This is a genomic window from Microbacterium sp. NPDC087591, from assembly GCF_044743625.1.
Lineage (GTDB): Bacteria > Actinomycetota > Actinomycetes > Actinomycetales > Microbacteriaceae > Microbacterium.
Map to the genome: position 1 here is coordinate 491398 of NZ_JBIUWU010000001.1, position 25699 is coordinate 517096.

General features: G+C 69.5%; 24 protein-coding genes and 1 riboswitch. Of the genes, 13 read left to right on the plus strand and 11 right to left on the minus strand.

Annotated features, from left to right (window positions below; translation table 11 throughout):
- The first annotated feature begins 16 nt into the window (after positions 1–16).
- The 3 genes from ACIOVG_RS02315 to ACIOVG_RS02325 all read left to right on the plus strand — a co-directional run bounded on the left by ACIOVG_RS02315 (position 17) and on the right by ACIOVG_RS02325 (position 3346).
- Positions 17–1786, plus strand: a complete 1770-nt coding sequence (locus ACIOVG_RS02315; RefSeq protein WP_400868645.1) for a thiamine pyrophosphate-binding protein — start codon at positions 17–19, stop codon at positions 1784–1786.
- A gap of 25 nt (positions 1787–1811) precedes the next feature.
- Positions 1812–2666 carry a PhzF family phenazine biosynthesis protein gene (locus tag ACIOVG_RS02320; protein ID WP_400868647.1) on the plus strand — a complete coding sequence of 285 codons (855 nt, stop codon included), beginning with the start codon at positions 1812–1814 and terminating at the stop codon, positions 2664–2666.
- A 140-nt stretch (positions 2667–2806) separates the two neighbouring features.
- Positions 2807–3346, plus strand: a complete 540-nt coding sequence (locus ACIOVG_RS02325; RefSeq protein WP_400868649.1) for a hypothetical protein — start codon at positions 2807–2809, stop codon at positions 3344–3346.
- Between the two features lie 32 nt (positions 3347–3378).
- On the opposite strand, the gene ACIOVG_RS02330 is transcribed toward ACIOVG_RS02325, so the two are convergent.
- Complete coding sequence (locus ACIOVG_RS02330; RefSeq protein ID WP_141872774.1) at positions 3379–3753, minus strand: VOC family protein; 375 nt, start codon at positions 3751–3753, stop codon at positions 3379–3381.
- A gap of 120 nt (positions 3754–3873) precedes the next feature.
- The gene (locus ACIOVG_RS02335) at positions 3874–5745 is read right to left on the minus strand and encodes an FAD-dependent monooxygenase (protein WP_400868652.1); all 1872 of its coding nucleotides are present in this window, start codon (positions 5743–5745) and stop codon (positions 3874–3876) included.
- 158 nt (positions 5746–5903) lie between these two features.
- Between ACIOVG_RS02335 and ACIOVG_RS02340 the strand changes: the two genes are divergently transcribed.
- Positions 5904–6611 carry an IclR family transcriptional regulator gene (locus ACIOVG_RS02340; RefSeq protein ID WP_400868654.1) on the plus strand — a complete coding sequence of 236 codons (708 nt, stop codon included), beginning with the start codon at positions 5904–5906 and terminating at the stop codon, positions 6609–6611.
- A gap of 109 nt (positions 6612–6720) precedes the next feature.
- On the opposite strand, the gene ACIOVG_RS02345 is transcribed toward ACIOVG_RS02340, so the two are convergent.
- Positions 6721–8100 carry an MFS transporter gene (locus ACIOVG_RS02345; protein ID WP_400868656.1) on the minus strand — a complete coding sequence of 460 codons (1380 nt, stop codon included), beginning with the start codon at positions 8098–8100 and terminating at the stop codon, positions 6721–6723.
- 142 nt (positions 8101–8242) lie between these two features.
- Here ACIOVG_RS02345 and ACIOVG_RS02350 point away from each other — a divergent pair, with 142 nt between their 5' ends.
- The 8 genes from ACIOVG_RS02350 to ACIOVG_RS02385 all read left to right on the plus strand — a co-directional run bounded on the left by ACIOVG_RS02350 (position 8243) and on the right by ACIOVG_RS02385 (position 16891).
- Positions 8243–9781 (plus strand): fumarylacetoacetate hydrolase family protein, encoded by a 1539-nt coding sequence (locus tag ACIOVG_RS02350; RefSeq protein ID WP_400868658.1) that lies wholly within the window; start codon positions 8243–8245, stop codon positions 9779–9781.
- On the plus strand, positions 9778–10464 hold the full coding sequence (locus ACIOVG_RS02355) for a GntR family transcriptional regulator (RefSeq protein ID WP_400868660.1): 687 nt from the start codon (positions 9778–9780) through the stop codon (positions 10462–10464). Before ACIOVG_RS02350 ends, ACIOVG_RS02355 begins: the two co-directional genes overlap by 4 nt.
- On the plus strand, positions 10461–11960 hold the full coding sequence (gene hpaE / locus ACIOVG_RS02360; protein ID WP_400868662.1) for a 5-carboxymethyl-2-hydroxymuconate semialdehyde dehydrogenase: 1500 nt from the start codon (positions 10461–10463) through the stop codon (positions 11958–11960). Before ACIOVG_RS02355 ends, hpaE begins: the two co-directional genes overlap by 4 nt.
- A 32-nt stretch (positions 11961–11992) precedes the next feature.
- Positions 11993–13129 carry a 3,4-dihydroxyphenylacetate 2,3-dioxygenase gene (gene hpaD, locus ACIOVG_RS02365; RefSeq protein WP_400868664.1) on the plus strand — a complete coding sequence of 379 codons (1137 nt, stop codon included), beginning with the start codon at positions 11993–11995 and terminating at the stop codon, positions 13127–13129.
- Between the two features lie 121 nt (positions 13130–13250).
- Positions 13251–14036 (plus strand): 2-keto-4-pentenoate hydratase, encoded by a 786-nt coding sequence (locus ACIOVG_RS02370; protein ID WP_400868666.1) that lies wholly within the window; start codon positions 13251–13253, stop codon positions 14034–14036.
- Positions 14021–14821 carry an HpcH/HpaI aldolase/citrate lyase family protein gene (locus ACIOVG_RS02375; RefSeq protein WP_400868668.1) on the plus strand — a complete coding sequence of 267 codons (801 nt, stop codon included), beginning with the start codon at positions 14021–14023 and terminating at the stop codon, positions 14819–14821. Before ACIOVG_RS02370 ends, ACIOVG_RS02375 begins: the two co-directional genes overlap by 16 nt.
- A gap of 78 nt (positions 14822–14899) precedes the next feature.
- Entirely contained in the window at positions 14900–16132 is a 1233-nt protein-coding gene (locus tag ACIOVG_RS02380) for an MFS transporter (RefSeq protein WP_400868670.1), read from the plus strand.
- 39 nt (positions 16133–16171) lie between these two features.
- Positions 16172–16891, plus strand: a complete 720-nt coding sequence (locus ACIOVG_RS02385; protein WP_400868672.1) for a DUF6882 domain-containing protein — start codon at positions 16172–16174, stop codon at positions 16889–16891.
- An 18-nt stretch (positions 16892–16909) separates the two neighbouring features.
- On the opposite strand, the gene ACIOVG_RS02390 is transcribed toward ACIOVG_RS02385, so the two are convergent.
- The 6 genes from ACIOVG_RS02390 to ACIOVG_RS02415 form a co-directional block, all read right to left on the minus strand.
- The gene (locus ACIOVG_RS02390; protein ID WP_400868674.1) at positions 16910–17698 is read right to left on the minus strand and encodes an ABC transporter ATP-binding protein; all 789 of its coding nucleotides are present in this window, start codon (positions 17696–17698) and stop codon (positions 16910–16912) included.
- Positions 17695–18516, minus strand: a complete 822-nt coding sequence (locus tag ACIOVG_RS02395; RefSeq protein WP_400868676.1) for a siderophore-interacting protein — start codon at positions 18514–18516, stop codon at positions 17695–17697. The genes ACIOVG_RS02390 and ACIOVG_RS02395 overlap by 4 nt, the downstream gene beginning before the upstream one ends.
- Positions 18516–19538 carry a FecCD family ABC transporter permease gene (locus ACIOVG_RS02400; protein WP_400868678.1) on the minus strand — a complete coding sequence of 341 codons (1023 nt, stop codon included), beginning with the start codon at positions 19536–19538 and terminating at the stop codon, positions 18516–18518. Before ACIOVG_RS02400 ends, ACIOVG_RS02395 begins: the two co-directional genes overlap by 1 nt.
- Positions 19535–20575: a FecCD family ABC transporter permease gene (locus ACIOVG_RS02405; RefSeq protein WP_400868680.1), complete on the minus strand. Its 1041-nt coding sequence runs from the start codon at positions 20573–20575 to the stop codon at positions 19535–19537. Before ACIOVG_RS02405 ends, ACIOVG_RS02400 begins: the two co-directional genes overlap by 4 nt.
- On the minus strand, positions 20572–21567 hold the full coding sequence (locus tag ACIOVG_RS02410) for an ABC transporter substrate-binding protein (protein ID WP_400868682.1): 996 nt from the start codon (positions 21565–21567) through the stop codon (positions 20572–20574). The genes ACIOVG_RS02405 and ACIOVG_RS02410 overlap by 4 nt, the downstream gene beginning before the upstream one ends.
- Positions 21568–21652: 85 nt before the next feature.
- Positions 21653–22417, minus strand: a complete 765-nt coding sequence (locus ACIOVG_RS02415; protein WP_400868684.1) for a helix-turn-helix domain-containing protein — start codon at positions 22415–22417, stop codon at positions 21653–21655.
- 165 nt (positions 22418–22582) lie between these two features.
- On the opposite strand from ACIOVG_RS02415, the gene ACIOVG_RS02420 reads away from it, so the two are divergent.
- Positions 22583–23167 (plus strand): hypothetical protein, encoded by a 585-nt coding sequence (locus ACIOVG_RS02420; protein WP_400868686.1) that lies wholly within the window; start codon positions 22583–22585, stop codon positions 23165–23167.
- Between the two features lie 74 nt (positions 23168–23241).
- Here ACIOVG_RS02420 and ACIOVG_RS02425 read toward each other — a convergent pair whose 3' ends face one another.
- Positions 23242–24120: a bifunctional methylenetetrahydrofolate dehydrogenase/methenyltetrahydrofolate cyclohydrolase gene (locus ACIOVG_RS02425; protein ID WP_400868688.1), complete on the minus strand. Its 879-nt coding sequence runs from the start codon at positions 24118–24120 to the stop codon at positions 23242–23244.
- A gap of 122 nt (positions 24121–24242) precedes the next feature.
- Positions 24243–25517, minus strand: coding sequence for a serine hydroxymethyltransferase (glyA, locus tag ACIOVG_RS02430; protein ID WP_400868690.1), 1275 nt, complete (start codon positions 25515–25517; stop codon positions 24243–24245).
- 38 nt (positions 25518–25555) lie between these two features.
- Positions 25556–25640, minus strand: a riboswitch (ZMP/ZTP riboswitch).
- Between the last annotated feature and the right edge of the window lie 59 nt (positions 25641–25699).

A 25699-nucleotide genomic window follows, 5' to 3' on the forward strand; every position in this document is an offset into this window, starting at 1 on the left:
CTCGAAAGGCTTTCGCATGCCCACCGTCTCTGCGCACGTCGCGCTCACCCTCGCCCAGCACATCGATGCCGTCTTCGGCGTGATGGGCAACGGCAACGCCTACTTCCTCGACGCGATCGAGACCCAGACCTCCGCGGTGTTCACGGCCGTCCGGCACGAGCAGGGCGCCGTGGTGGCCGCAGACGCGCACTTCCGGGCGTCCGGACGCATCGCCGCCGGCACGTCGACCTACGGCGCCGGGTTCACGAACACCCTCACGGCGCTCGCCGAGGCCGTGCAGGCGCACGTGCCGCTCGTGCTGGTGGTGGGCGACGAGCCGACCTCGGGCCCGCGTCCATGGGACGTCGACCAGATCGCCCTCGCCTCCGCCGTGGACGCCCGCACCTATACGGTCGGGCGCGCGGATGCCGCTGCCACCACCGTGATCGCGATCGAGCACGCGCTCACGTACCGCGTACCCGTGGTGCTCGCGATCCCCTATGACGTCGCCGCGCTGGAGGCCGGACCGGTGGCCGACGCGCCGTCCCCGCGCGTGCCCGCTCCTCTCGCGCCGAAGGGTGAGTTCGCCGAGGGGATGCTCGATGAGATCGCCGCCGCGCTGCGAAGCGCCGAGCGTCCGTTCCTCCTCGCCGGCCGCGGAGCCTGGCTCGCCGGCGCGAGCGCCGCTCTCGGTGAGCTCGCGGACGTGACGGGTGCACTCACGGCCTCTTCGGCACTCGGTCGCGGTGTCTTCCCGGATGGCCGCTACGACCTCGGCGTCACCGGCGGTTTCGGCGCGGACGGGGCGATGGAGCTCATCCGCTCCGCCGACGTCGCGGTGGTCTTCGGCGCCTCCCTGAACCAGTTCACGATGCGCTTCGGCGAGCTCTTCGCTCCCGGGACGCGCGTGTTCCAGATCGACATCACCCCGGCGGCGACCCACGCGCACATCGGCGGCTTCGTGCGTGCCGACGCGCGCCTGGCCGCCGAGGCCCTGGTGTCGCGCCTGACCACCGCCCCCACCCCCGTGGCCGGCGCCTCCACCCCCGTGCACAGCTTCGGAGAAGAGGCACGACACGCCGCGGCATCCGCTCCGTCCGCCGGGGTGTCGCCCGCGAGCTCCGAAGTTGTGCCCGCGGCTCCCACAGCCCCGTGGCGGGAGAGGGTCGATGTCGCCGCCGCCCGCAGGTATGACGCGGGTGATGACCTCGCGCCAGACGGACGCCTCGACCCGCGTTCTGCCGCCCGCCGCATCGCCGAGCTGCTGCCGGAGGACCGCGTCGTCGTCTCCGACGGCGGACACTTCATCGGCTGGGCGAACATGTACTGGCCCGTCGCCGCTCCTGATCGCATGATGATGATCGGCACCGCCTTCCAGTCCATCGGTCAGGGATGGCCCAGCGTCGTCGGTGCCGCACTGGCGCGACGCGACGCGACGGTCGTGCTGACCTCGGGAGACGGCGGCGGGCTGATGGCCATCGCCGACCTCGAATCCGCGGTCCGCGCCGCCGGTGGCCGCGGTATCGCGGTCATCTGGAACGACGCGGCCTATGGCGCCGAGGTCAACCTGTACGGCCTGAAAGGACTCGCCGAGGGACCTATGCGCATCCCCGAAGTCGACTTCGCCGCCTTCGGCGCAGCCGTCGGCGCGGAGGGCGTGGTGGTGCGCACGCTCGCCGACCTCGACCGCCTCGCCGCGTGGGCTGGGGAGGATGCGGCCACCCGCCGCTTCCTGCTGCTGGATCTGCGCATCTCGGGAGACGTGATCGCGCCGTACCAGCAGGAGATCATCCGCGTGAACTCCTGACGCGACGGCGGCTAGGCTCCTCCTCATGACGGATGTTCCCGAGGTCCTGCGGTACAACGCCTTCGCCGCAGACCCGAGCGGGGGCAATCCCGCCGGTGTCGTGCTCGACGCTGCCGGACTGAGCGACGAGCGGATGCTGCAGATCGCCGCCGAGGTCGGATACTCCGAGACCGCGTTCGTCACCTCGCGCTGCACCGACACCGGCACTCCCCGCTACCGCGTGCGGTTCTGGTCGCCCGCCGCGGAAGTGCCGTTCTGCGGGCACGCGACGGTCGCGACGGCCGTGGCTCTGGCCGAGCGGGGCGGGGCGGGCGAGGTGCTCTTCGAGACCGGCGGCGGCGAGGTGTCCCTCCGCTCGGAGTTGGACGACGAGGGCACGGTCACGGTCTCGTTCACAAGTGTCGAACCAGAGGTGCGGGACCTCGACGATGGGGTGCTCGCGCGCCTGCTCGAACTGCTCGGGATCGAGCTGTCCGATCTCGATCCGCGCTTCCCGCCGCAAGAGGCCTTCGCCGGGAACTGGCATCCGATCCTCGTCATCCGTGATCGCGAGCTGTTCGACCAGTTCCGCTTCTCCCCCGCCCCCGTCGCGGCACTGATGCGCGAGCAGGGGTGGCACGGCACCGTCACGGTGCTGCACGCGGCGGGCGAGTCCGACGTCGACGCGAGGAACCTCTTCCCGGTCGGTCGCATCACCGAGGACCCGGCGACGGGCTCCGCGGCGGCATCCACCGGCGCCTTCCTGCGGGAGCGGGGCGTGGTAGATCGGACCATCCGCATCCATCAGGGAGCGCACGTGCGACGTCCGAGCCTGCTCACCGTGACGATCCCGCCCCGCGGCGGGATCGTGGTGTCCGGCGGGGCGGTCCGCCTCTCCTGAAGCCCCCGCCGAGTGCACGGGTTGCTGCCGAGTGGACGAGCAGTTCGCGCGGCTATGCCGTGCACTCGTGGGTATGCCGTGCACTCGGCGAGCGCCCGCGGATGCGCGGCTGCCGCACGACGATCTGCCAGAATCAACGGGTGACTACGTGGCGCGCGAGTAGATACGGAAAGACGACGATCGCTGCGGCGGTCTTCGTCGTGATGATGGCCCTGGCATCGTGCTCGCCGGGCACGGACGCGTCAGGCTCGGCGACGGCGACACCGACCGCGGCATCCCCCACCCCAGTGGCAGTAGAGACTCCCGAGCCGGCGGAGACCGAATCGCCCCAGAGCGCCACCGACGGATTCCGCGAATGGCTGGAGGCGTCTCGACTTCCCGACGTCGACACCGCCTGCGCCCGCCTCACGCCGGAACTCGTGACCCGCATGATCGCCGAGCTCGAGGCGAACGGAGTCACCGGGATCGACAGCTGCGAGCAGATGATCACGACCACAGCCGAGCTCTATCGCTCACTCGATCAGAGCACCGACGTCGACATCGCCGTGCAGCACGAGACCGACACGGATGCCACCCTCTTCGTGACCTACCTCGGCTCCGGCGACTGCGGCACCGTGGTGATGACGCGTCCGGCCACCGAGTGGATCATCACAGACCAGTCGACGGAGTGCGCGGGCTGACGAGAGTCGACGCCGCGCGCACTCCCCCGCTCTCAGGCCGCGTAGTCCGGAAGTTCCTGCAGCGTCCAGGTGTTGCCGTCCGGGTCGTCGAACCAGACGAACCGCCCCCATCCGAGGTCCTCGACGCCCTTGGTCGCGACGCCGACCGCCTCGAGCTGCGCCTTCGCCTCGTCGGCGTTCGGCACGACCACCTGGATCGTCTTCTGCTGTCCGGGCTCGAGCGGGATGTCGAGCCCGGTACCGAACGCGATCGAGCAGGCCGAGCCCGGCGGCGTCATCTGCACGAACCGCAAGCCCTCGGTCGGCGTCTGATCGTGGTCGGGGTTGAATCCGATCTTCGTGTAGAACTCCTTCGAACGGTCGACATCGCTCACCGGCATGAAGATGAGTTCGATCTTCCAGGTCATCACACGCTCCTCCTGTCGGGCGTCGTCGCCCGTCGGCGTCCACGGTACGCCGCAGCACCGACATCCTCCAGGACTCGTCCGCCCCGGACGTCGAACGTTCAGCGGGCGGGCAGCAGGCGCTCAGCGGGCGGGCAGCAGCGCCCCCTCCAGGAACTCCGCGAGCTCCGAGGTGTCATCCAGGGGAAGGATCGCGGCGACGTACTGGTCGGGGCGCACGACGATCACGACGCCCTCCCGCGACAGCTCGCGGGCGGCGAAGATGTCGGTCTCCGTCCACTTGCTCGGTCCTGCGGCGTACACCTTCTCCCAGTCCGTCAGCCCGAGCGGACCGGTCTTCGGCTGGAACAGCGCCGGCGCCGACGTCACCTCGATCTCTTCGAACGGCTGCTGGTAGACGGCCTTGACGTCGAACACGGCATCCGTGTCGGCATCCGCCGGGGTGAAGCGGGCGAACACCGGCTCGGCCTGCTCCGCCCAGGCCGCGAGGGTCTCGCCGGTGCGGTCGCCGAACGCATACACGCGCCACCGTCCATCCGCCTTCGCGTGGTGCCCGAGGTGCACGACGTTCCCGTCACCGACCCGGATCACCTCCGTGGATTTGAACCTCTTGCCCAGCGGGTAGCCCCCGGCGAGCGCCTGATGCGCATCGGAGCCCGTGATCATCGACGCGGTGTACTGCGTCATGAACCCGGACGGGAACTCCGCCGTGGCGAGGTAGTAGGTCGCGAGCTCGTTCGGGTCGGAGATCTCCTCCGGCTTGCGCGCCATCAGGCTCGACCACTCGCGATCGAAGTCGATGAGCTGCTGGGCCACGGGGCGCCGCTCGGCACCGTAGGTCGACAGCAGCGCCTCATCCGAACGACCGGTGAGCACCGAGCCGAGCTTCCACCCGAGGTTGAACCCGTCCTGCATCGAGACGTTCATGCCCTGCCCGGCCTTTGCGCTGTGCGTGTGGCACGCGTCGCCGGTGAGGAAGACGCGCGGTGTGCGTCCCGACTCGTCGATCACGTCGTCGAAGCCGTCCGTCACGCGGTGCCCGACCTCGTACACGCTGTGCCACGCCACCTGCTGCACGTCGATCGAGTACGGATGCAGGATGTCGTTCGCCTTGCGGATGATCTCCTCGACCGGCGTCTTGCGCACTCGGTGGTCGTCGTCCGCCGCGACCTCGCCGAGATCGATGTACATGCGCGAGAGGTAGCCGCCCTCGCGGGGGATGTGCAGGATGTTGCCCGCCTCGGAGTTGATCGCGCACTTGGTGCGCCAGTCCGGGAAGTCCGTGTTCACGAGCACGTCCATGACGCCCCAGGCGTGTGCGGCGCTGCCGCCGACGTGCGTGCGTCCGATCGCCTCGCGCACGCCGCTGCGCGCGCCGTCGCATCCGGCGACGTACTTCGCCCGGATCACGCGCTCCACGCCCGCCTGCTCCCCCGCCACGTGCCGTACGCGCACCTCCACCGGATACTCGCCGTCGTCGTGCACGGTGAGGCCGAGGAACTCCACGCCGTAGTCCGGCGCGATGCGCCCCGGACCGTTGAGGGCGGCTTCGGCGAAGTAGTCGAGCACGCGCGCCTGGTTCACGATCAGATGCGGGAACTCGCAGATGTCGTACGCGTAGTCGGCGGTGCGCGAGGTGCGGACGATCTCGCGGGGGTTCTCGGGGTCCGGACCCCAGAAGTTCATCCACCCGATGTTGTACGCCTCGGCGACGATCCGCTCCGCGAAGCCGAACGCCTGGAACGTCTCGACGCTGCGCGGCTGGATGCCGTCGGCCTGACCGAGCACCAGTCGCCCCTCCCGCTTCTCGATGATGCGAGTGGTCACACCGGGGTACTGCGACATCTGCGCGGCGAGCAGCATGCCGGCGGGGCCGGATCCGACGATGAGCACATCGACCTGCTCCGGCAGCTCGGCGGGGCGGTCGACGCCGACGCCTGCCGCGTCCTGCACGCGGGGATTGCCGGAGACGTAACCGTGGTGGTGGAACTGCATCGTCGTCGATTCCTTCCGGACTGCACTGTCTGGGTGTTGCATTGCGCGTGTCGGTGTTCTATATTCGAACACGACGTTCTACTATTGAACACAGCATATTCGCGCCCCTCCCCGAACGCAAGGAAGAACCGGCGCGAGCGACGCAGAGGAGCGCTCTCATGGCAGTGACCACCACTTCCCCCGCCTCGCAGACCCTGAGCCGCGGCATCCGCATCCTCGAAGTGCTCGCCGACGCGCGCACCCCGCTCACGATCGATGAGATCGCGCTGCGTCTCGGCGTGCACCGCTCGATCGCCTATCGCCTGCTGCGCACCCTGGAAGACCACGGCCTCGTGGTGCGCGACGCGGCGGGCGCGGTCGCCCTGGGCGCCCGCATGGCAGCACTGGCGGCAGGCGTGGCACACGATCTGCAGGCCGAGGCCCTCCCCGAGCTCACGGCGATCGCGAACGAACTCGGCATGACCTGCTTCCTCGCCGTGCTCGACGGGGCGGAGTGCATCACGTTGGCCAGCGTCGAGCCGCGGCACGCGGTCGCGAGCGTGGCCCAGCGCCCCGGCGCCCGGCATCCGGTGACCGTCGGCGCACCGGGCAAGGTGATCCTGGCACAGCTGCGGTCGGTCGACTGGCCCGCCGACGTCTCCCCCGCCCTCCGCGAGGCGATCGCTCTGACGGAGCGCCGGGGCTACGGCACCAGCCACGACGAGGTGATCCCGACCGTGCAGTCCGTCGCCGTCCCGCTCGTCCTGCGCGGCCAGCGCCCGGCGGCGATCGCCGTGGTGCATGTGGCCGCCGACCTGAACGATGCCGCGATCGCGGCACGGCTGCAGCACTCGGCATCCGTGATCCGCGAAGCACTCGACGGCTGAGGTCAGCGGCTGTCCACAACTCAGGCGAAATCGGAGTCGATCCGCGGACCACGGCCGATCCGCCGGGACATCGCCCGATCGCGCCTGAGTTGTGGACGTCAGGGTTCGGTCAGACCTTCGCGAGTCCACGGATCGGGCTCACGGACTGCTCCTCCTCATGGTCCGGTCCGAGCGGGATGCCGGAGCGGTCGCGCAGCAACAGCGTCGCGATCAGGCCGAGCACCGTCATCCCGGCGAGGTACCAGGTGACCGCCTGCGTGGAGCCGGTCGCCTGCACGATCGCCGTGGCGATGGTCGGAGCGAACGCCCCACCGGCGATGGCGCCGATCGCGTACGAGATCGAGACACCGGAGAAGCGGATGCTGGCGGGGAACAGCTCGGTGTACAGCGCCGCCTGCGGACCGTAGGTGAAGCCGAGGCCGATCGTGAGGATCGCGAGTCCGGCGAACAGCAGACCGATGTCACCGGTGTTCACGAGCGGGAACAGGGTGAAGACACCCACCAGCTGCAGCACCCAGCCGATGATGTACGTCGAGCGACGACCGATGCGGTCGGACACCCATCCGGCCAGGAGCGTCGTGAGCAGCCAGGTGACGGCGGAGCCGGCGACGGCCCACAGCACCGGGCCGCGCTCGAGGCCGATCGGTCCCTCGGGGTTCGTGGCGTAGCCCTGGATGTATCCGCCGGTGGTCATGTAGCCGACCGCGTTGTTGCCCGCGAAGACGAGCGCGGCGATGACCACGAGCAGGGCGTGCTTGCGGAACAGCTGCACGATGGGCATGCGCGCCTTCTCCTTGCGGGCGGCGAGCTCGGTGAACACCGGGCTCTCCTCGACCTTGCGGCGCACGTAGTAGCCGACCAGGATCAGCACGACGCTCAGCAGGAACGGGATCCGCCAGCCCCAGATCGCGAACTGCTCTCCCGGCGCGATCGCCGTCATCAGTGCCATGACGCCCGAGGCGAGCAGCAGGCCCAGCGGCACACCGATCTGCGGCGAGGCGCCGAAGATGCCGCGCTTCCTGCGGGGAGCATGCTCGACCGCCATCAGCACGGCGCCTCCCCACTCGCCTCCGGCCGAGATGCCCTGCACGATACGCAGCAGCACCAGCAGGATCGGCGCGGTGATGCCGATGGTCTCGTAGGTGGGCAGGATGCCGATCAGCGCGGTCGCGGCGCCCATCAGGATCAGCGTCCACATCAGCACGGTCTTGCGCCCGAGCTTGTCACCGTAGTGACCGGCAAGGAACGCTCCGAGCGGGCGGAAGAGGAAGCTGACGCCGACGGTCGCGAACGCGATCAGGGCACTGTTCGCGCCCAGCGGCTCGAAGAAGAGTTGCCCGAAGACGAGACCCACCGCGGTGGCGTAGATGAAGAAGTCGTACCACTCCACGGTGGTTCCGACGACGGTGGCGAACACGACGCGACGCCGATCGGCCGCTGTCGCGATGGTTCCGGTGGGCGTGAACCCATCCTGTGACTTCCCGCTCATGGGGTGTCTCCTTTGGTTGTGACTGCACTGTCACGGCGTGCGGTGGACGTGAATCCGGATTGCTTGCCGAGGGGTGAACCGATGATATATGATTTCGAATACGACGCACAAGGCGTTGTAGACGAGCGCGAGGAGGCGCCCCGTGACGGATCCCATCGACCGCCCCGGCAAGATCATCGCGATCCACCTGAGCTACGCGTCTCGGGCGGATCAGCGCGGCCGACGCCCCGCGGCCCCCTCCTACTTCTTCAAGCCGGCGAGCTCGGTCGCGTCATCCGGCGGCACGGTCGAACGTCCGGCCGGCACCGAGCTTCTCGCGTTCGAGGGCGAGATCGCGCTGATCATCGGCACCGCCGCCCGCCGGGTTCCGCTCGACGAGGCCTGGGCGCACGTGGGCGCCGTCACCGCGTCGAACGACCTCGGGCTGTACGACCTGCGGGCGAACGACAAGGGCTCGAACGTCCGTTCCAAGGGCGGAGACGGCTACACCCCGCTCGGTCCGCACCTCATCGATGCACGCCAGGTCGACCCCGCTGCCCTACGCGTGCGCACCTGGGTGAACGGCGACCTCCGCCAGGACGACACCACCGCCGGCCTGATCTTCCCGCTCGCGCAGCTGGTCGCCGACCTCTCGCAGCACTTCACTCTCGAACCGGGCGATGTGATCCTCACGGGAACCCCGGCCGGATCCTCCGTGATCGTCCCCGGCGATGTCGTCGAGGTCGAGGTCGACGCGCCCGATGCCGACGGAGCGCCGTCCTCCGGCCGCCTCGTCACGACGGTCACGCAGGGGGATGTCCCCTTCGACGGTGAGATCGGCTCACTCCCCGCCGTCGACGACCTGCAGCGCACCGAGGCCTGGGGCTCGCGCGAAGCGGCGGGACTCCCTCCCGCCCCTTCGACAGGCTCAGGGACCCAGACCGACGCAGGCCTCTCCCCCGCACTCCGCGCCAAGCTCCTCGAGGCCCCCACCGCCGGGCTCTCGGCGCAGTTGCGCAAGCGCGGTCACCACTCCTGCTTCATCGACGGCGTGCACGCCAATATCCCCGGCAGCAAGATCGTCGGCACGGCCAAGACGCTGCGGTTCGTGCCGTTCCGGGAAGACCTGTTCGCCTCGCACGGCGGCGGATACAACGCGCAGAAACGCGCCTTCGACGCCGTGGACGAGGGCGAGGTCATCGTCATCGAGGCCCGCGGCGACGCGACCACCGGCACCCTGGGCGATATCCTCGCCCTCCGCGCGCGCACCCGCGGCGCGGCCGGGGTCGTCACCGATGGCGGCATCCGCGACTTCGACGCCGTGGCCGAGATCGGTCTGCCGGTGTTCTCGCAGGGCGCGCACCCCTCGGTCCTCGGCCGCAAGCACGTGCCGTGGGACGTCGACATCACGATCTCCTGCGGCGGCGCGACCGTGCAGCCGGGAGACATCATCGTGGGCGACGGTGACGGCGTGATCGTCATCCCGCCGTCCCTGGCCGAGCAGATCGCCGACGACGCCATCGCGCAGGAGATCGAGGATGCCTGGATCGCCGAGCAGGTCGCCGCCGGTCACCCCGTCGACGGACTGTTCCCGTTGAACGCCGAGTGGCGCGCGCGCTACGTCGCGGCCACCGGCACTTCGACAGGCTCAGGGACCCAGGAAAGCTCAGGGACCCAGGAAGACTCGGGGACCGGACGATGACCACCGTCAGCGGCGCGAGCAAGTCGGAGCAGGCGTACGCCTGGATCCGCTCGCGCATCTCGGGTCATGCGTTCGGACCCGGCTACCGCCTGGTGCTCGGGTCGATCGCCGAGGAGCTCGGCATGAGCGTGGTACCCGTGCGCGAGGCGATCCGCCGGCTCGAGGCCGAAGGGCTCGTCACGTTCGAGCGCAACGTCGGCGCTCGCGTCACGCTCGTCGACGAGAGCGAGTACGCCCACACGATGCAGACGCTCGGCATCGTCGAGGGCGCAGCCACCGCGCTGTCCGCTCCCCTGCTCGACGCCGCAGCGCTCGATGCCGCCACCGAGGTCAACGAGCAGATGTCGCGCATGCTCGGTCACCTCGATGCGCACGCGTTCACCGAGCTGAACCGGCAGTTCCACTCGGTGCTGTTCGAGCCGTGCCCGAACCCGCACCTGCTCGACCTCGTGCACCGAGGATGGGCGCGCCTGTCCGGCATCCGCGACTCGACGTTCGCCTATGTGCCCGGACGCGCCCAGCATTCGGTCGAGGAGCACAGCCAGATCCTCGAGCTCATCCGATCGGGCGCAGAGCCCCTCGAGATCGAGCTCGCCGCCCGCAACCATCGCTGGCGCACGAGGGACGCGTTCCTCGACGCCCTGCACACCCGTTCCCACCAGACACTTGGAGAAGTCTCATGACCGACTCGCGCATCCCCGCCGACCTCCCTGACCACATCCAGCACTACATCGACGGCGCCTTCGTCGACTCGGTCGACGGCGACACCTTCGACGTGCTCGACCCGGTGACCAACCAGACCTACACCACCGCCGCCGCGGGCAAGAAGGCCGACATCGAGCTCGCGGTCGCCGCGGCGAAGCGTGCGTTCGACGAAGGACCCTGGCCGCGGATGCTGCCGCGTGAGCGCTCCCGGGTGCTGCACCGCATCGCCGATCTGGTGGAGTCCCGCGACGCGCGTCTCGCCGAGCTCGAGTCCTACGACTCGGGTCTGCCGATCACGCAGGCGCTGGGCCAGGCGCGTCGCGCTGCCGAGAACTTCCGCTTCTTCGCCGACCTGATCGTCGCCCAGTCCGACGACGCCTTCAAGGTGCCCGGCAAGCAGATGAACTACGTCAACCGCAAGCCGATCGGCGTGGCCGGGCTCATCACGCCGTGGAACACGCCGTTCATGCTCGAGTCGTGGAAGCTCGGCCCCGCACTCGCGACCGGCAACACGGTGGTCCTCAAGCCCGCCGAGTTCACCCCGCTCTCCGCCTCCCTCTGGGCAGGCATCTTCGAGGAAGCCGGGTTGCCTGCGGGCGTCTTCAACCTCGTGAACGGTCTCGGCGAGGACGCCGGCGACGCGCTCGTGAAGCACCCCGACGTACCGCTCATCTCCTTCACGGGCGAGAGCTCGACCGGACAGCTGATCTTCGGCAACGCCGCCCCCTTCCTCAAGGGTCTGTCGATGGAGCTCGGCGGCAAGTCCCCCGCCGTCGTGTTCGCCGACGCCGATCTGGAGGCCGCCGTCGACGCCACGATCTTCGGCGTCTTCTCCCTCAACGGCGAGCGCTGCACCGCCGGTTCCCGCATCCTCGTCGAGCGCTCCATCTACGAGGAGTTCGTCGAGCGCTATGCCGCTCAGGCGAAGCGCGTCAAGGTCGGCTACCCGCACGACCCGGCCACCGAGGTCGGCGCGCTCGTGCACCCGGAGCACTACGAGAAGGTCATGAGCTACGTCGAGATCGGCAAGACCGAGGGACGCCTGGTCGCCGGCGGTGGTCGTCCGGAGGGCTTCGACGAGGGCAACTTCGTCGCACCGACCGTGTTCGCCGACGTCTCCCCCGACGCCCGCATCTTCCAGGAGGAGATCTTCGGCCCCGTGGTCGCGATCACGCCGTTCGACTCCGACGACGAGGCGCTGTCGCTGGCGAACAACACCAAGTACGGCCTCGCCGCGTACATCTGGACCAACGACCTGAAGCGCGCGCACAACTTCGCGCAGTCGGTCGAGGCCGGAATGGTCTGGCTCAACAGCAACAACGTGCGCGACCTGCGCACCCCGTTCGGCGGAGTGAAGGCCTCCGGCCTCGGTCACGAGGGAGGCTACCGCTCGATCGACTTCTACACCGACCAGCAGAGCGTGCACATCACGCTCGCGGAGAAGTCCCACAACCCCACCTTCGGCAAGAACTGACCCCGCTGGCCTGATCACGCAAGGACGCTGACATGACACACCGCGAAGACATGACCCTGACCTCCTCGGGCTTCTATGTATCCCAGGAGGCCCCGATCCGCTCCGACAACCCGGTCGCGACGCCCCAGAGCACGCCGCCCGACATCCTGCGCTGCGCGTACATGGAGCTCATCGTCACCGACCTGGCGGCGTCGCGTCAGTTCTACGTCGACATCCTCGGCCTCTACGTGACGGAGGAGGATGACGAGGCGATCTACCTGCGCTCGACCGAGGAGTTCATCCACCACAACCTGGTGCTGCGCAAGGGTCCTGTCGCCGCGGTCGCCGCGTTCTCGTACCGCGTGCGCACCCCGGAGGACCTCGACCGCGCCGTGGCCTTCTACACCGAGCTCGGCTGCGACGTTCGGCGCAACCCCGAGGGCTTCGTGAAGGGAGTCGGAGACTCGGTGCGCGTGATCGACCCGCTCGGGTTCCCGTACGAGTACTTCCACCAGTCCGACCACGTCGAGCGCATGTCCTGGCGCTACGACCTGCACATCCCCGGGGAGCTGGTGCGCCTGGACCACTTCAACCAGGTCACCCCCGACGTGCCCCGCGCCGTCGGATTCATGCAGGACCTCGGGTTCCGCGTGACCGAGGACATCCAGGACGACGAGGGCACGGTCTACGCCGCGTGGATGCGCCGCAAGCCCACCGTGCACGACACCGCCATGACCGGCGGCGACGGTCCCCGCATGCACCACGTCTGCTTCGCCACGCACGAGAAGCACAACATCCTCGCGATCTGCGACAAGCTCGGCGCGCTGCGCCGCTCGGATGCCATCGAGCGCGGTCCCGGCCGCCACGGCGTCTCCAACGCGTTCTACCTCTACCTGCGCGACCCTGACGGCCACCGCGTCGAGGTGTACACGCAGGACTACTACACCGGCGACCCCGACAACCCGGTGGTCACCTGGGACGTGCACGACAACCAGCGCCGCGACTGGTGGGGCAATCCCGTCGTCCCCTCCTGGTACACGGACGCCTCGCTGGTGCTCGACCTCGACGGCAACCCGCAGCCGGTCATCGCGCGCACCGACAGCTCCGAGATGGCCGTCACGATCGGCGCTGACGGGTTCAGCTACACGCGGGCCGACGAGCGCGAGGGCAAGCTCGGCAACCAGTTGTGACGTCCTTCGTCTCGCTGCGCTCGCTCAGGAACCGGTCCCTGAAGACACCCGGTTCCTGAGCGAGGAGCGCAGCGACGGACGAAGGACGCTCCCGGCACCACGACCCCTAGGAGGAAGACGGATGCTGTCAGAAGAGACGATCGCGCAGATCGCGGCCGAGCTCGCGGAGGCGGATCGCACTCACGCCGTGATCCCGCGCATCACCGCCCGGTACCCGGAGGCGACGGTCGAGGACTCGTACGCCATCCAGGGCGTCTGGCGCGACCAGAACCTCGCGTCCGGTCGCCGGCTCGTCGGGCGCAAGATCGGCCTGACGTCGAAGGCCATGCAGCAGGCGACCGGCATCACCGAGCCGGACTACGGCGTGATGTTCGACGACACCGTCTACCCGACGGGCGCCGAGATCCCCGTCGACCACTTCTCGAACGTGCGCATAGAGGTGGAGCTCGCCTTCGTGCTCAAGCAGCCGCTGGAGGGCCCCGACTGCACGCTCGACGACGCGCTCGCGGCGATCGACTACGCCGTGCCCGCCCTCGAGGTGCTGAACTCGCACATCGAGCTCGAGGGCCGCACGATCGTCGACACCATCAGCGACAACGCCGCCTACGGCGCCATGGTCCTGGGCGACGTGCACAAGCGCCCGGACGAGATCGATCTGCGCTGGGTGCCCGGCGTGCTCTCCCGCAACGGGGAGATCGAGGAGACCGGCGTCGCCGCGGGTGTGCTCGGGCATCCGGCCACCGGCGTCGCCTGGCTCGCCAACAAGTTCCACCAGCACGGCGCGCGTCTCGAGGCCGGGGAGATCATCCTGGCAGGATCGTTCACACGCCCGATGTGGGTGTCGCGCGGCGACGAGGTGCTGTGCGACTACGGACCGATGGGAACAATCACATGCCGCTTCATCTAGCTCCCTCCTTCCGCGCGCGCCTCGCGGCGTCCGATCGTGCCCTGATCGGCATGTGGGCGTGCTCGGGGAGCCCGCTCGTCACGGAGGTCGCTGCGGGATCCGGTCTCGACTGGCTGCTCATCGACATGGAGCACTCCGCGAACACCCTGGAGTCGGTGCTGCTGCAGCTGCAGGTCGCCGCCGCGTACCCGATCTCCCCGCTCGTGCGCGTCGCCGCGAACGACACGGTCGCGATCAAGCAGGTGCTCGACCTCGGGGCGCAGAACATCATCGTGCCGATGGTGTCGTCGGTCGCGGAGGCGCAGGCCGCGGTCGCCGCCACCCGCTACCCACCGGAGGGCGTGCGCGGCGTCGGCAGCGCGCTGGCACGCAGCGCCCGCTGGAACCGCGTCGACCGCTACCTCCAGGAGTCGACGGAGCACACCTCGCTCACGGTGCAGATCGAGACCGCGGCAGGGGTCGACGCCGCAGCCGACATCGCCGCGATCGACGGCATCGATGCCGTTTTCGTCGGTCCGTCCGACCTCTCGGCCTCGATGGGGCTGCTCGGGCAGCAGACGCACCCGCGCGTCATGACCGCCGTGGAACACGTCTTCACGGCGGTGCAGGCCGCGGGCAAGCCCGTCGGCGTCAATGCGTTCGACCCGGTCGCCGCCGACGCCTACATCGCGGCGGGTGCGGATTTCGTGGCGGTCGGGGCGGATGTCGCGCTGCTCGCCCGAGCCTCCGAAGCCCTCGCCGCGCGTTTCATCACCACCGAAGCACCCGAGCGCGCAAGCTACTGACCGAGGTCCCCCCTCCCTGCCCCGCTGCCGGCGGGGACCGTGCCAGGATGGACGGATTCACAGACGCGGAATGCTGACGTGAGCCGCGGGCTCGCAGCGATGCAGGACCGCAACTTCCGCTGGTTCTTCCTCGCGCGTGCGATCACGATGATCGCCGGATCGATGTCGTCGATCGCTCTGGCATTCGCAGTGCTCGAGATCGACAACGACGCCCTCTCCCTGTCGTTCGTGCTCGCGGCGTTCACGATCAGCAACATCGTGTTCGTGCTGTTCGGCGGCGTGATCGCCGACCGGCTGCCCCGCGCACTGATCATCCAGTCCTGTTACGTGATCGACATCCTCTCGATCGGCTCGATCGCCGCTCTCCTGTTCACCGGAACAGCCACGATCCCCGCGCTCGTGGTCCTCTCGGTGGTCAACGGCGCCTCCACCGCCTTCGTGATGCCCGCCATGCAGGGCATCATCCCGCAGCTGACGACGCCGGAGCACCTGCAGCAGGCGAACGCGATGCTCTCGTTCGTGCGCTCCGCGGTCACGATCGGCGGTCCGATCATCGCCGGCATCCTGGTCGCTACCGCGGGACCGGCCTGGGCCATGGTCGTGCAGGCGCTCGGCTGGCTGATCGCGATCCCCATCCTCGCGCTCGTGAAGCTTCCTCCTCCCGCGCACGGCGGAGGGACCACGATGTTCCACGACCTCAGGATCGGCTGGCACGAGTTCTGGAGCCGCTCCTGGCTGTGGACCGTCGTGCTCGCGTTCATGATCATGAACGCGATCCACGTCGGCGCCTGGGGCGTCGTCGGCCCCTACATCGCGAAGAACAATGATCTGCTCGGGATCGCCGGCTGGGGATGGGTGGTCAGCGCCGAGGGTGTCGGCGTACTGCTGATGACGCTGCTGCTGCTGTGGTTCCCCCTCCGGCGTCCGCTGCGCTTCGGGATGATCGGCATGGCCGCGTTCGCCATCCCGTTGACCGTGCTGGGTGCTCATCCGGCGGTCGTCCTGCTCGCGATCGCCGCGTTCATCGCCGGCGCCGGTGTCGAGATCTTCAACACGGGGTGGAACCTCGCGATGATGGAGAACATCCCGGGCGAGAAGCTCTCCCGAGTGGCCAGCTACGACATGCTGGGCAGCTTCGTGGTGATGCCGATCGGCACGCTGATCTACGGCTGGCTGATCACGCACGTCGATCCCGCGACCGTGCTGATCTCCTCAGGGATCATCTACGCCGTCGTCGCGTTGACAACGCTGTTCGTCCCGAGTGTGTGGCGGATGGGCAGGCCGGCCGGGACCCTGACCGCCCGGAGCTAGCTCTGGCGTATTCATAGCTACGCGGGCGAGACTGTCCTCATGACCTTCGCCGCGCTCCAGCCCCTCGCCGACCGTGCCGCCCTGTTCACCGCGCTCCGCCAGGGCGCCCTCTCCACCGCCGCCGATGCGCTCGGTGAGCATCGTTGGGATGCCGACATGGCCGCAGGCACCCTCACCTTCACGGCGAACGCCGACCCGTCGAGCCAGCTCGTGACGCGCGCTCACTTGATCGCGACGATCGCGCCGGGACCCCGTTCCCTGCTGTGGGCGTGGGCCCACCCCCAAGGAGACCCGCAGGGCATCGCGGCACAGCTGCAGACCTACGGCGCCGAGCACGGAATCGTCGAGCTCACCAGCCCCGAGGTGCCGTTCCCGGCCGACGCCGCAGCCGACGAGGAGTGGATCGCGCAGGCCGCCCACGTCATCGGCGGCGTCGCGGTCGAGCTCACCGGCCGCGCGCCGTACTACTCCGCCCCGGTCGGCGGCGGCACCCGTGCCGTCTTCCTGCTCGATGCGCCGATCGCGCCGCTCACCGTGGCCGACGCGGTCATCGCGCTCCCCCGTATCCTGTCGGGTACTGCGCTCACCGACGCCCGCACGGCGGTGTGGGACCTCGCTCGTCTCGCGAACTGGACGCTCACGTGGACGGATGAGTCGTTCGGCGGCGCCACCGTCGTGGATGGATCCGGCTCCGCCACCTTCCGCTTCGACGAGCAGGCGCGCATCACCGGCATCGAGAGCACGCTCACCGATTCCTGACCCGCAGCGCCGGCTCCGTCACCGTCGCCGTGGCACCACCATGGGCGTGGCGGTCTCGGGGTCGGCGATCACGGTGCAGTCGAGGTCGAACACGCGCGACATCACCTCGGGCGTGAGCACGTCCTCCGGAGTGCCCGTGCGCACGATCGCGCCGGCGCGCATCGCGACGATCCGATCCGCATACCGCGCGGCCTGATTCAGGTCGTGCAGCACCGCGACGACGGTCGTGCCGTGCTCGTGGTTGATCGCGCGGAACAGATCCAGCATGTCGAGCTGATGGGTGATGTCGAGGAAGGTCGTCGGCTCGTCCAGCAGCAGCACGTCGGTCTCCTGGGCGAGAGCCATCGCGAGCCACACGCGCTGTCGCTGCCCGCCCGAGAGCTCGTCGACCGGGCGGTCAGCCAGCTCGATCACCGAGGTCTTCTCCATCGCCCGCCGCACCGCCAGGTCGTCGGCGTCGCTCCACGCCGAGAATGCGCGTCGATGCGGATACCGGCCGCGGGCGATCAGGTCGGCCACCCGCATCCCGTCCGGCGCCTCAGCCGACTGGCTGAGCAGGCCCAGCTCCCTGGCGAGCTCCTTCGCCCCGCGCTCGCGGATGTCGCGTCCATCGAGCAGCACGGATCCGGCGAGTGCGGGCAGCAGTCGCGCGATCGTGCGCAGCAGCGTCGACTTGCCGCAGGCGTTCGGGCCGATGATCGCGACGAAGGAGCCGCGGGCGATCGTGAGGTCGAGTCCCGTGGACACAGCCCGCCCGTGCGCGTAGCCGGCCGACAGGCCGCGGATGTCGAAGGTCGCGTCGGTCACAGCCCGTACCTCGTCAGCAGCTCATCGGCGAGGTCCCGCTGGGTCTCGTCGTCGTCGCCGTTCTCCCAGATCGCGGCCAGCTGTGCGGGCAGTTCTGCCTGCTGCTCGAACCTCTTCCCCCACCGCTCGGCGTCACGGCGCCAGTAGCCCATCGTCATGTACCGGTTCGTCGGCCAGCGGAGCTCGTGGCGCACGTGACGACGGATCTCCCGCATCGTCGTCGCCTCTCCCGAGAACCAGAGGTAGGTCGCATCCGGCCCGTCGGCGGTGGCGGCCAGAGTCTCGGCCACGATGTCCTCCGCCGCGACCCACGTCGCGCTGTCGCCGTCGCGGAAACGGAGATCCTGCTGATCACGGGGGTCGTCCACGGACAGGATCGCCCGCACGGGCGGATCGGATGCCGCACGCTCCTCGAGGATGCGCCCGATCGCGGGCAGCGCGGTGGCATCGCCGATGAGGAGCACGCGCGCCGTCCCCTCCGGCGCGTGGAAGTGTCCGCGGGGAAGGTCGAACGCCACCGTGTCGCCGAGGCGCGCGTCCCGGGCCCACTGTGTCGCCGAGCCCTCGGCATGCACGACGAAGTCGATGTCGAGCTCGTCGCTCTCGGGGCGCCACGCGCGCACCGAGTAGTACCGCTTGGCCTGCTCTCCATCTGCCGTCGTCAGCCACAGACCGAAGAACTCGTCCGGCCTGCCGCACGAGGCGAAGCGCTCGCCCGCGGCGGTGCGTGCACCGCGCAGCGTGATGCGCAGCATGTGCGGGGTCACGGTGCGACGAGCCGCCACCTCGGCGGTGTACACAGGGATGTCGGTGCGCATCAGCGCCTCCTTCGATTCGCGCCGGACAGCATCCAGGCGAGGTAGAGTCCGCCGATCCCGATCGTGACGAGACCGGTGGGCAGCATGGTCGGCGCGAACAGTCGCGCCGCGAGCAGGTCGCTGAACAGGAGCAGCACCGCGCCGGTCATGGCGGATGCGGCGAAGGGCATCGGACCGCTGCGCCAGACGCGGCGAGCGATCTGCGGGGCTGCGAGCGCGACGAACGCGATCGGCCCGGCCGCGGCGATCGTGACGGCCAGCAGCACCACGCCGATCAGCATGGCCGAGATGCGCAGCCGTACCGGTCGCACCCCGAGCGACGTCGCCCGGTCCTCCCCGAGCTCGTACAGCGTGAGCCCTGGCGCGAGCGCAGTGATCGCGAACCCTCCCAGCGCGAGCGTGACGAGGATGACCGGGATCCAGCGTCCGTCGATGCCGTTGAGGGAGCCGGCGCCCCAGATCGCGGCGGTGTGCGCCACCACATCGTCGGCGGCGAGCTCGATCATGGTGTTCACGGCGCCGAGCATCGCGGTCAGGGCGATGCCCACGATGATGAGCCTGGTTCCGCTGGCCCCGCGCCACGCGACGAGGACGAACACGAGCGCCGCCGCGGCGACGCCTCCGCCGACCGCCCCCGCAGTGAGGGCAGCCGTGCTCACCGAGCCGCCGATGATGACCAGGAGGGCACCGGTGTACGCGCCGGCCGAGAAGCCGAGGATGTCGGGGCTGCCGAGCGGGTTGCGGGTGATGACCTGGAACAGCGCTCCGGACAGCGCGAGCATCGCGCCGATCGCGGCGCCGAGCACCACACGCGGCAGCCTCCAGCCGACCACGACGAGCCGGGTGCCGGAGTCCCCCCGACCGAACAGGGCGGCGAACACATCGGGCACCGGGATGGCGGCATCCCCGAGGCTCAGGGCGGCCATCGCCAACGCCACGAGCACGAGGGCAGACGAGATCCAGATGATCCGGCGACGGCGTCGGGTCTTCGATGGGACGGCGACGACGGAGGGGGCACTCACGAGGGCGCCCCTTCCGCCTGCACCCGCCGCGAGAGCACCAGGGCGACCAGCACGGGCGCTCCGAGGAACGCGGTCATCACCCCGACCGGGATCGAACGCGGGGCGATCAGCACCCCACAGAGAACGTCGGCGAGCAGCAGCAGGATCGGGCCGGCCAGAGCGCTGTAGATCAGCAGCCGCCGGGTGTCGGGGCCGAACACCGCCCGCAGCGCGTGCGGCACCAGAAGTCCCACGAACGCGATCGGTCCTGCCGCCGCCGTCGCCGCGCCGCACAGCACCACGATGGCGAGGAATCCGCCCAGGCGTGCGATGCCGACCCGGCCTCCCAGAGCTCGGGCCGTGTCCTCCCCCAGTGCGAGCAGGCCCAGTCCTGGTGCGATCAGCACCACGAGGACGAGGCCGACGGCGACGACCACCAGCGTGAGCACGGCAGCGTCGAGCGAACGGCCGCCGAGAGCACCGGCGCCCCAGAGCCGCATGGACTGATAGGCGTACGGGTCGATCAGGCTGAGAGCAGCGGTCGCCGCCGACAGCACCGCGCCGATGGCCACGCCGGTGAGGGTCAGCCGCCCGATGGACGCACCGCGTCCCACCCCGCCGATCACGGCGACGAGGGCGCTCGCGACCGCGGCACCGAGGAATGCGAACCACATCGTCGCGCCGAAGTCCCCGATACGGAGCACGACGATCGCGATCGCCACGGCGAAAGAGGCACCGGCGTTGACCCCCAGCAGGCCAGGCTCCGCGAGCGGATTGCGGGTGAGGGTCTGCATGATCACACCGGCGACCGCGAGGGCGCTCCCCGCGGCGATGCCGATGAACGTGCGCGGCAGCCGCACATCCCGCACGATCAGATCCGTCTCCGTGCCGGTGGGTGCGGTCAGCGCGGCGAGCAGATCATCGAGGGTCAGGGTCCTCGGGCCGACGGCGATGCTCATCGCCACGGTCGCGACCAGGAGGAGCACCACGATCGGCAGGACGACCGCGTCGGGTGGGCGACGGAGCGTCCGGCGCCCACCCGCGGTGAGAGTCGTCACTGCGAGAGCGGCTCGAGCACCTTCGTGGCGAGCTCGTCGATCCACTCCTCGGCGGTGCGGTAGTCGGTGACGTTCGAGACGAGTCCGTACACCCGGTCCGTCTTCGCGATCTCCAGCTGCTGGAACAGGCTGCTGTCGATCACATCCTGGATCGCCGGCATCTTCGTGCCGTCGGGGTTCTCGTAGGTGAGACCGACCGTGACACCGTCGAGGACCGTGCCGATCTGCTCGAGGGGCAGCGACACGTAGCCGGCGCCGTCATCCGTGTCCTGCGGGATGCCGTCGCCGTAGGCGAGGCCCATCTCGTTCACGATCAGGTTGCCCGTCGACCCGCTGGGAAGCTGGATCGAGAACTGTCCCGCCTCGTTGCCCAGCGAGAAGTTCGCCCAGGTGTTCGCGGCGATGACCTCGGCGTACTGCTTCTTGACCTCGTCGCGACGCGCCTCGTACGAGGCCTTCGCCTCTTCCCAGGTATCGTGCGCCCCGAGCGCGGTGGCCAGATCCTCGGTGATGGACTGCCAGTCGCCGCGTTCGTCCCCGCCGATGATGACGGTCGGGGCGATCTCGCTGAGACGCGTGAACGTCGCCTCGTCGACCTCGTACGCGTCGCCGACGATGACGTCGGGAGCGGCGCCGGCGAGTGCCTCGAAGTTGACCTCGCCGTAGCTGCCGACCTTCGCCGCGTCGGCGATGTACGCCTGCTGGTCCTCGGTGTAGCCGTCGATCCACTGGGTGTAGTCGATCGCGGCCACGATGGGCAGGTCGAGCGACATGACCTGCCACGGGGTGTCGTACGAGATCGCCGCGACCCGCTCCGGGGCGGCGGGGACGGTCACCTCGCCGTACACGGAGTCGACGACGATCGTGTCGGCATCCGCCGCGCCGTCGTCGGAGGATGAGTCGGCATCGGGCGCACACGCGGTGGCCGTGAGGACGAGAGGGACGATGACGGCTGCGGCGAGCGCGGCTCGCAGGCGCGGGGAAGGGCGCAAGAGAATCTCCAATTAGGCAAGGGTTACCTAATTATGTCGCGCCTCTTCTGCCGGTTCGATGGTCTGAGTTGTGTTGATCGGTCGACTATGCGCGCGAATCGGTCACCGAACCGTGGTTGCGGGCGAAAGTGCGCGGCGACACCCCGGTGCGCCGCCGGAACGCCGCAGAGAACGCGGCGAGCGATTCGAAGCCCACGGCGCGGGCGGTTCGGCCGACCTCGGTCCCGTTCGCGAGCATCGACATCGCCATGCGCAGGCGCAGCTCCGCCCGCCAGCGTGAGAACGCCATACCCGTCTCCGTGGCGAACTGCCGGGTGAACGTGCGCACGCTCACCGCCGACTGCGCGGCCCACACCTCCACCGTGCGTCGATCGGCCGGAGCGGCGACCAGCGCATCGGTGACCGCGCGCAGCCACGGCGTCGACGGTGTCGGCAGTCCGACCTCGGAGTCGCCGGAGTCGCCGAGCAGATCCAGGGCGAAGGCTTCGGCCCGCGCGCGGCGCTCGGGTTCGGTGTAGCGCGAGAGCTGCGCGAGCACATCGTCCAGCAACGGCGGCACGGTGGTCACGACGACGCGGGAGCTCAGCTCCGCACCGGCATCCGGCTCGAACCAGGTGCATCGCATGCTGTTGCCCGGCGCTGCGGTGACCTCGTGGACGACACCGGCCGGGATCCAGATGCTCGTTCCGCGCGGCGCGATGTAGACGGCATCCGGGGTGACCACGGTCACGGTACGGGTGATCGCCGACAGCAGCTCGTGGTCGTCGTGGACATGGGCGGGCCAGTGCGCCCCTTCCGAGGTGGTGAGGATGTCGACGGAATCCAGGAGCGGATCGGGATCGATCGTCATGAGAGTGCTCCCGGGGCGGAGGCGGATCGTCGGAGGCCGAACACATACGGATGCGGATGCGGCGCCCCCAGTGTATGACCGGGCCGTGGGCGCAGGCTCCATCGACGACGACTCCCCGCCGTCGCGATGCTGCCGACCACCGGAAGGGTGTGGGATTCTGGTCGCATGAAGAACGGAATCATCCGGTTCGCCGCCCTGTACGTGTTCAACGTGGGCGTCCTGCTGCTCATCGGCCTGCTGTTCCCCGGAGTCTCCGTCGGCCTGCACGCGCTGTGGGCCGCAGTGATCCTGACGCTGGTGGCGCTGTTCGTGAAGCCGACCCTTGCCGCGGCGTTCCGCAAGTCCGCCGCGAAGTCGGCCGCCGAGCGCACCAAGGCCGGCGAGAAGGTCGTGCAGTACGTGCTGGTGTACCTGGTCGAACTCATCGTGTGGGTGCTCACGGTCTGGCTCAGCGGCGTGCGTGCATCCGGATTCTGGGGCTTCGCGCTGCCTCCCCTGTTCCTGCTCTTCGGCTGGGTGATCTACGACCAGGTCGATGACAAGCTGCGCGCGAAGGCCGCTCAGGTCTACGACGCCGTGCAGGGCAAGGTGCAGGCACGACGTGGGTCCGACGCCGCATCGCCGTCCGCCTCCGCTGCTCCTGCGGCGGAGGCCCCTGCGGCGGAGGCCCCGGAGACGGCCGCGGCCCGCGCAGAGCTGAAGGATGGCCTGACGCCCGAGCAGCGCCGAATGCTCGACGAGCTGGGCTGACGCCGCCGCATCCGCTCGTTCGCAGAAAGGCACCCCTCCGCGATGGAAGGGGTGCCTTTCTGCGACCGAAGTGGTCAGGCGGCGCGCTCGGCGGCCTCCACGACGTTGGTCATGAGCAGGGCGACGGTCATCGGCCCCACGCCGCCGGGGTTCGGGGACAGGAAGCCGGCGACCTCGGCCACGTCCGGGTGCACGTCGCCGAACACGAGGCTCTTGCCGGTCTCGGGGTCGGTCTCGCGCGTCACGCCGACGTCGAGCACGGCCGCGCCGGGCTTCACGTCTTCGGCGCGGATCAGGTGCTTCACGCCCGCCGCCGCGACGATGACGTCGGCCTCGCGCAGGTAGCGGGGCATGTCGACCGTGCCGGTGTGCGTGAGGGTGACCGTGGCGTTCAGGTCGCGGCGCGTGAGCAGCAGGCCGATCGAGCGGCCGATCGTGACCCCGCGGCCCACCACGACCACGTGCTTGCCCTTCAGGTCGTAGTCATTGCGCAGCAACAGCTCGATCACTCCGCGCGGCGTGCACGGCAGCGGGGTGTGGATCGGGCTGTTGACGTTGAGTACGAGCCGACCGAGGTTGGTCGGGTGCAGGCCGTCTGCGTCCTTCGCCGGGTCGATGCGCTCGAGGATCGCGTCGGTGTCGATGTGCTTCGGCAGCGGCAGCTGCACGATGTAGCCGTGGCAGGCCGGGTCGGCGTTGAGCTCGTCGATCAGCGCCTCGACATCGGCCTGGGTGGCATCGGCCGGGAGCTCCCGCTGGATCGAGTTCATCCCGATCGCCTCGGACTGCCGGTGCTTCATCCCGACGTAGAGCTGCGAGGCCGGGTCGGCGCCCACGAGCACCGTCGCGATGCCGGGGGTGATCCCCTTCGCCTTCAGCGCCGCGACGCGCTCGGTCAGCTCGGCGCGGATCGCGGCGGACGCCGCCTTCCCGTCAAGGATCTTCGCGGTCATGTGTGTTCATCCTTAGATCTTCGCCGAGTGCACGGCCTCCGCGCGAGTGCACGGCTTCGTCGCGTCGACGAGCCGTGCACTCGGCAGAAACCCGTGCACTCGTGTGAGGAGGGTGGGAGTGCTTACTGCTGCAGGTCCGGGTAGAGCGGGAAGGTGGCGGCCAGGGCGTCGACCCGGGCGCGCAGAGCCTCGACGTCGGCACCGGGGAGCAGCGCGAGGGCGATGATGTCGGCGACCTCGGTGAACTCGGCATCGCCGAATCCGCGCGTGGCGAGTGCGGGCGTGCCGATGCGCAGACCCGACGTGACCATCGGCGGGCGCGGGTCGTTCGGCACCGCGTTGCGGTTCACCGTGATGTGGATGTCGTGCAGCAGGTCTTCGGCCTGCTTGCCGTCGACCTCGGCGTCGCGCAGGTCGACCAGCACCAGGTGCACGTCGGTGCCGCCGGAGCGCACGGCGATGCCGGCATCCTTCACGTCCTGCTGCGAGAGACGCTCGGCGAGCAGAGCAGCGCCACGGAGCACGCGCTCCTGACGCTCCTTGAACTCCGGCGTGCCGGCGAGCTTGAACGCGGTCGCCTTCGCGGCGATCACGTGCATGAGCGGTCCGCCCTGCTGCCCGGGGAACACGGCCGTGTTTATCTTCTTGGCGATGTCGGCGTCGTTCGTGAGGATGAAGCCGGAGCGGGGGCCGCCGATGGTCTTGTGCACGGTCGAGGAGACCACGTCGGCGAAGGGCACCGGGTTCGGGTGCAGGCCGGCGGCGACCAGACCGGCGAAGTGCGCCATGTCGACCCAGAGCAGCGCGCCGACCTCGTCGGCGATCTCACGGAAGGCGGCGAAGTCGAGCGTGCGGGGGTAGGCCGACCAGCCGGCGATGATGACCTTGGGCTTGTGCTCGATCGCGAGGCGACGCACCTCGTCCATGTCGATCGTCGAGGTCTCGGGGTTCACGCCGTACGCGACGATGTTGTAGAGACGGCCGGAGAAGTTGATCTTCATGCCATGCGTGAGGTGGCCGCCCTGGTCGAGCGACAGGCCGAGCAGCGTGTCGCCGGGGCGGGCGATGGCGTGCAGCACGGCCGCGTTCGCCGATGCACCGGAGTGGGGCTGCACGTTCGCGAACTCGGCACCGAACAGGCTCTTGGCGCGCGAGATCGCGAGCTCCTCGGCGACGTCGACCTCTTCGCAGCCGCCGTAGTAGCGGCGACCGGGGTAGCCCTCGGCGTACTTGTTGGTGAGCACGGATCCCTGCGACTGCAGCACGGAGACCGGCACGAAGTTCTCGGAGGCGATCATCTCGAGGAAGGTCTGCTGACGCTTCAACTCGCGATCCAGGACCTCGGCGATCTCCGGGTCGACCTCGGAGAGGGGGGCGTTGAAATAACGGTCGGTCATGATGACTTGCTCCTCTGACAACGGATTCGAAGGGTGTTCTCATCGGCCCAGGCGCGCGGTCGAATTCCGTGGTCAGTCGCTCCCCGGTGGTAGTCCACCCAGACGCCAGTCGCGACGGTTACGAGCATAGCCGATGAGGGAGGCCACGCAGACTGACGCAGACCGGGAATCCGTCGCAGAAT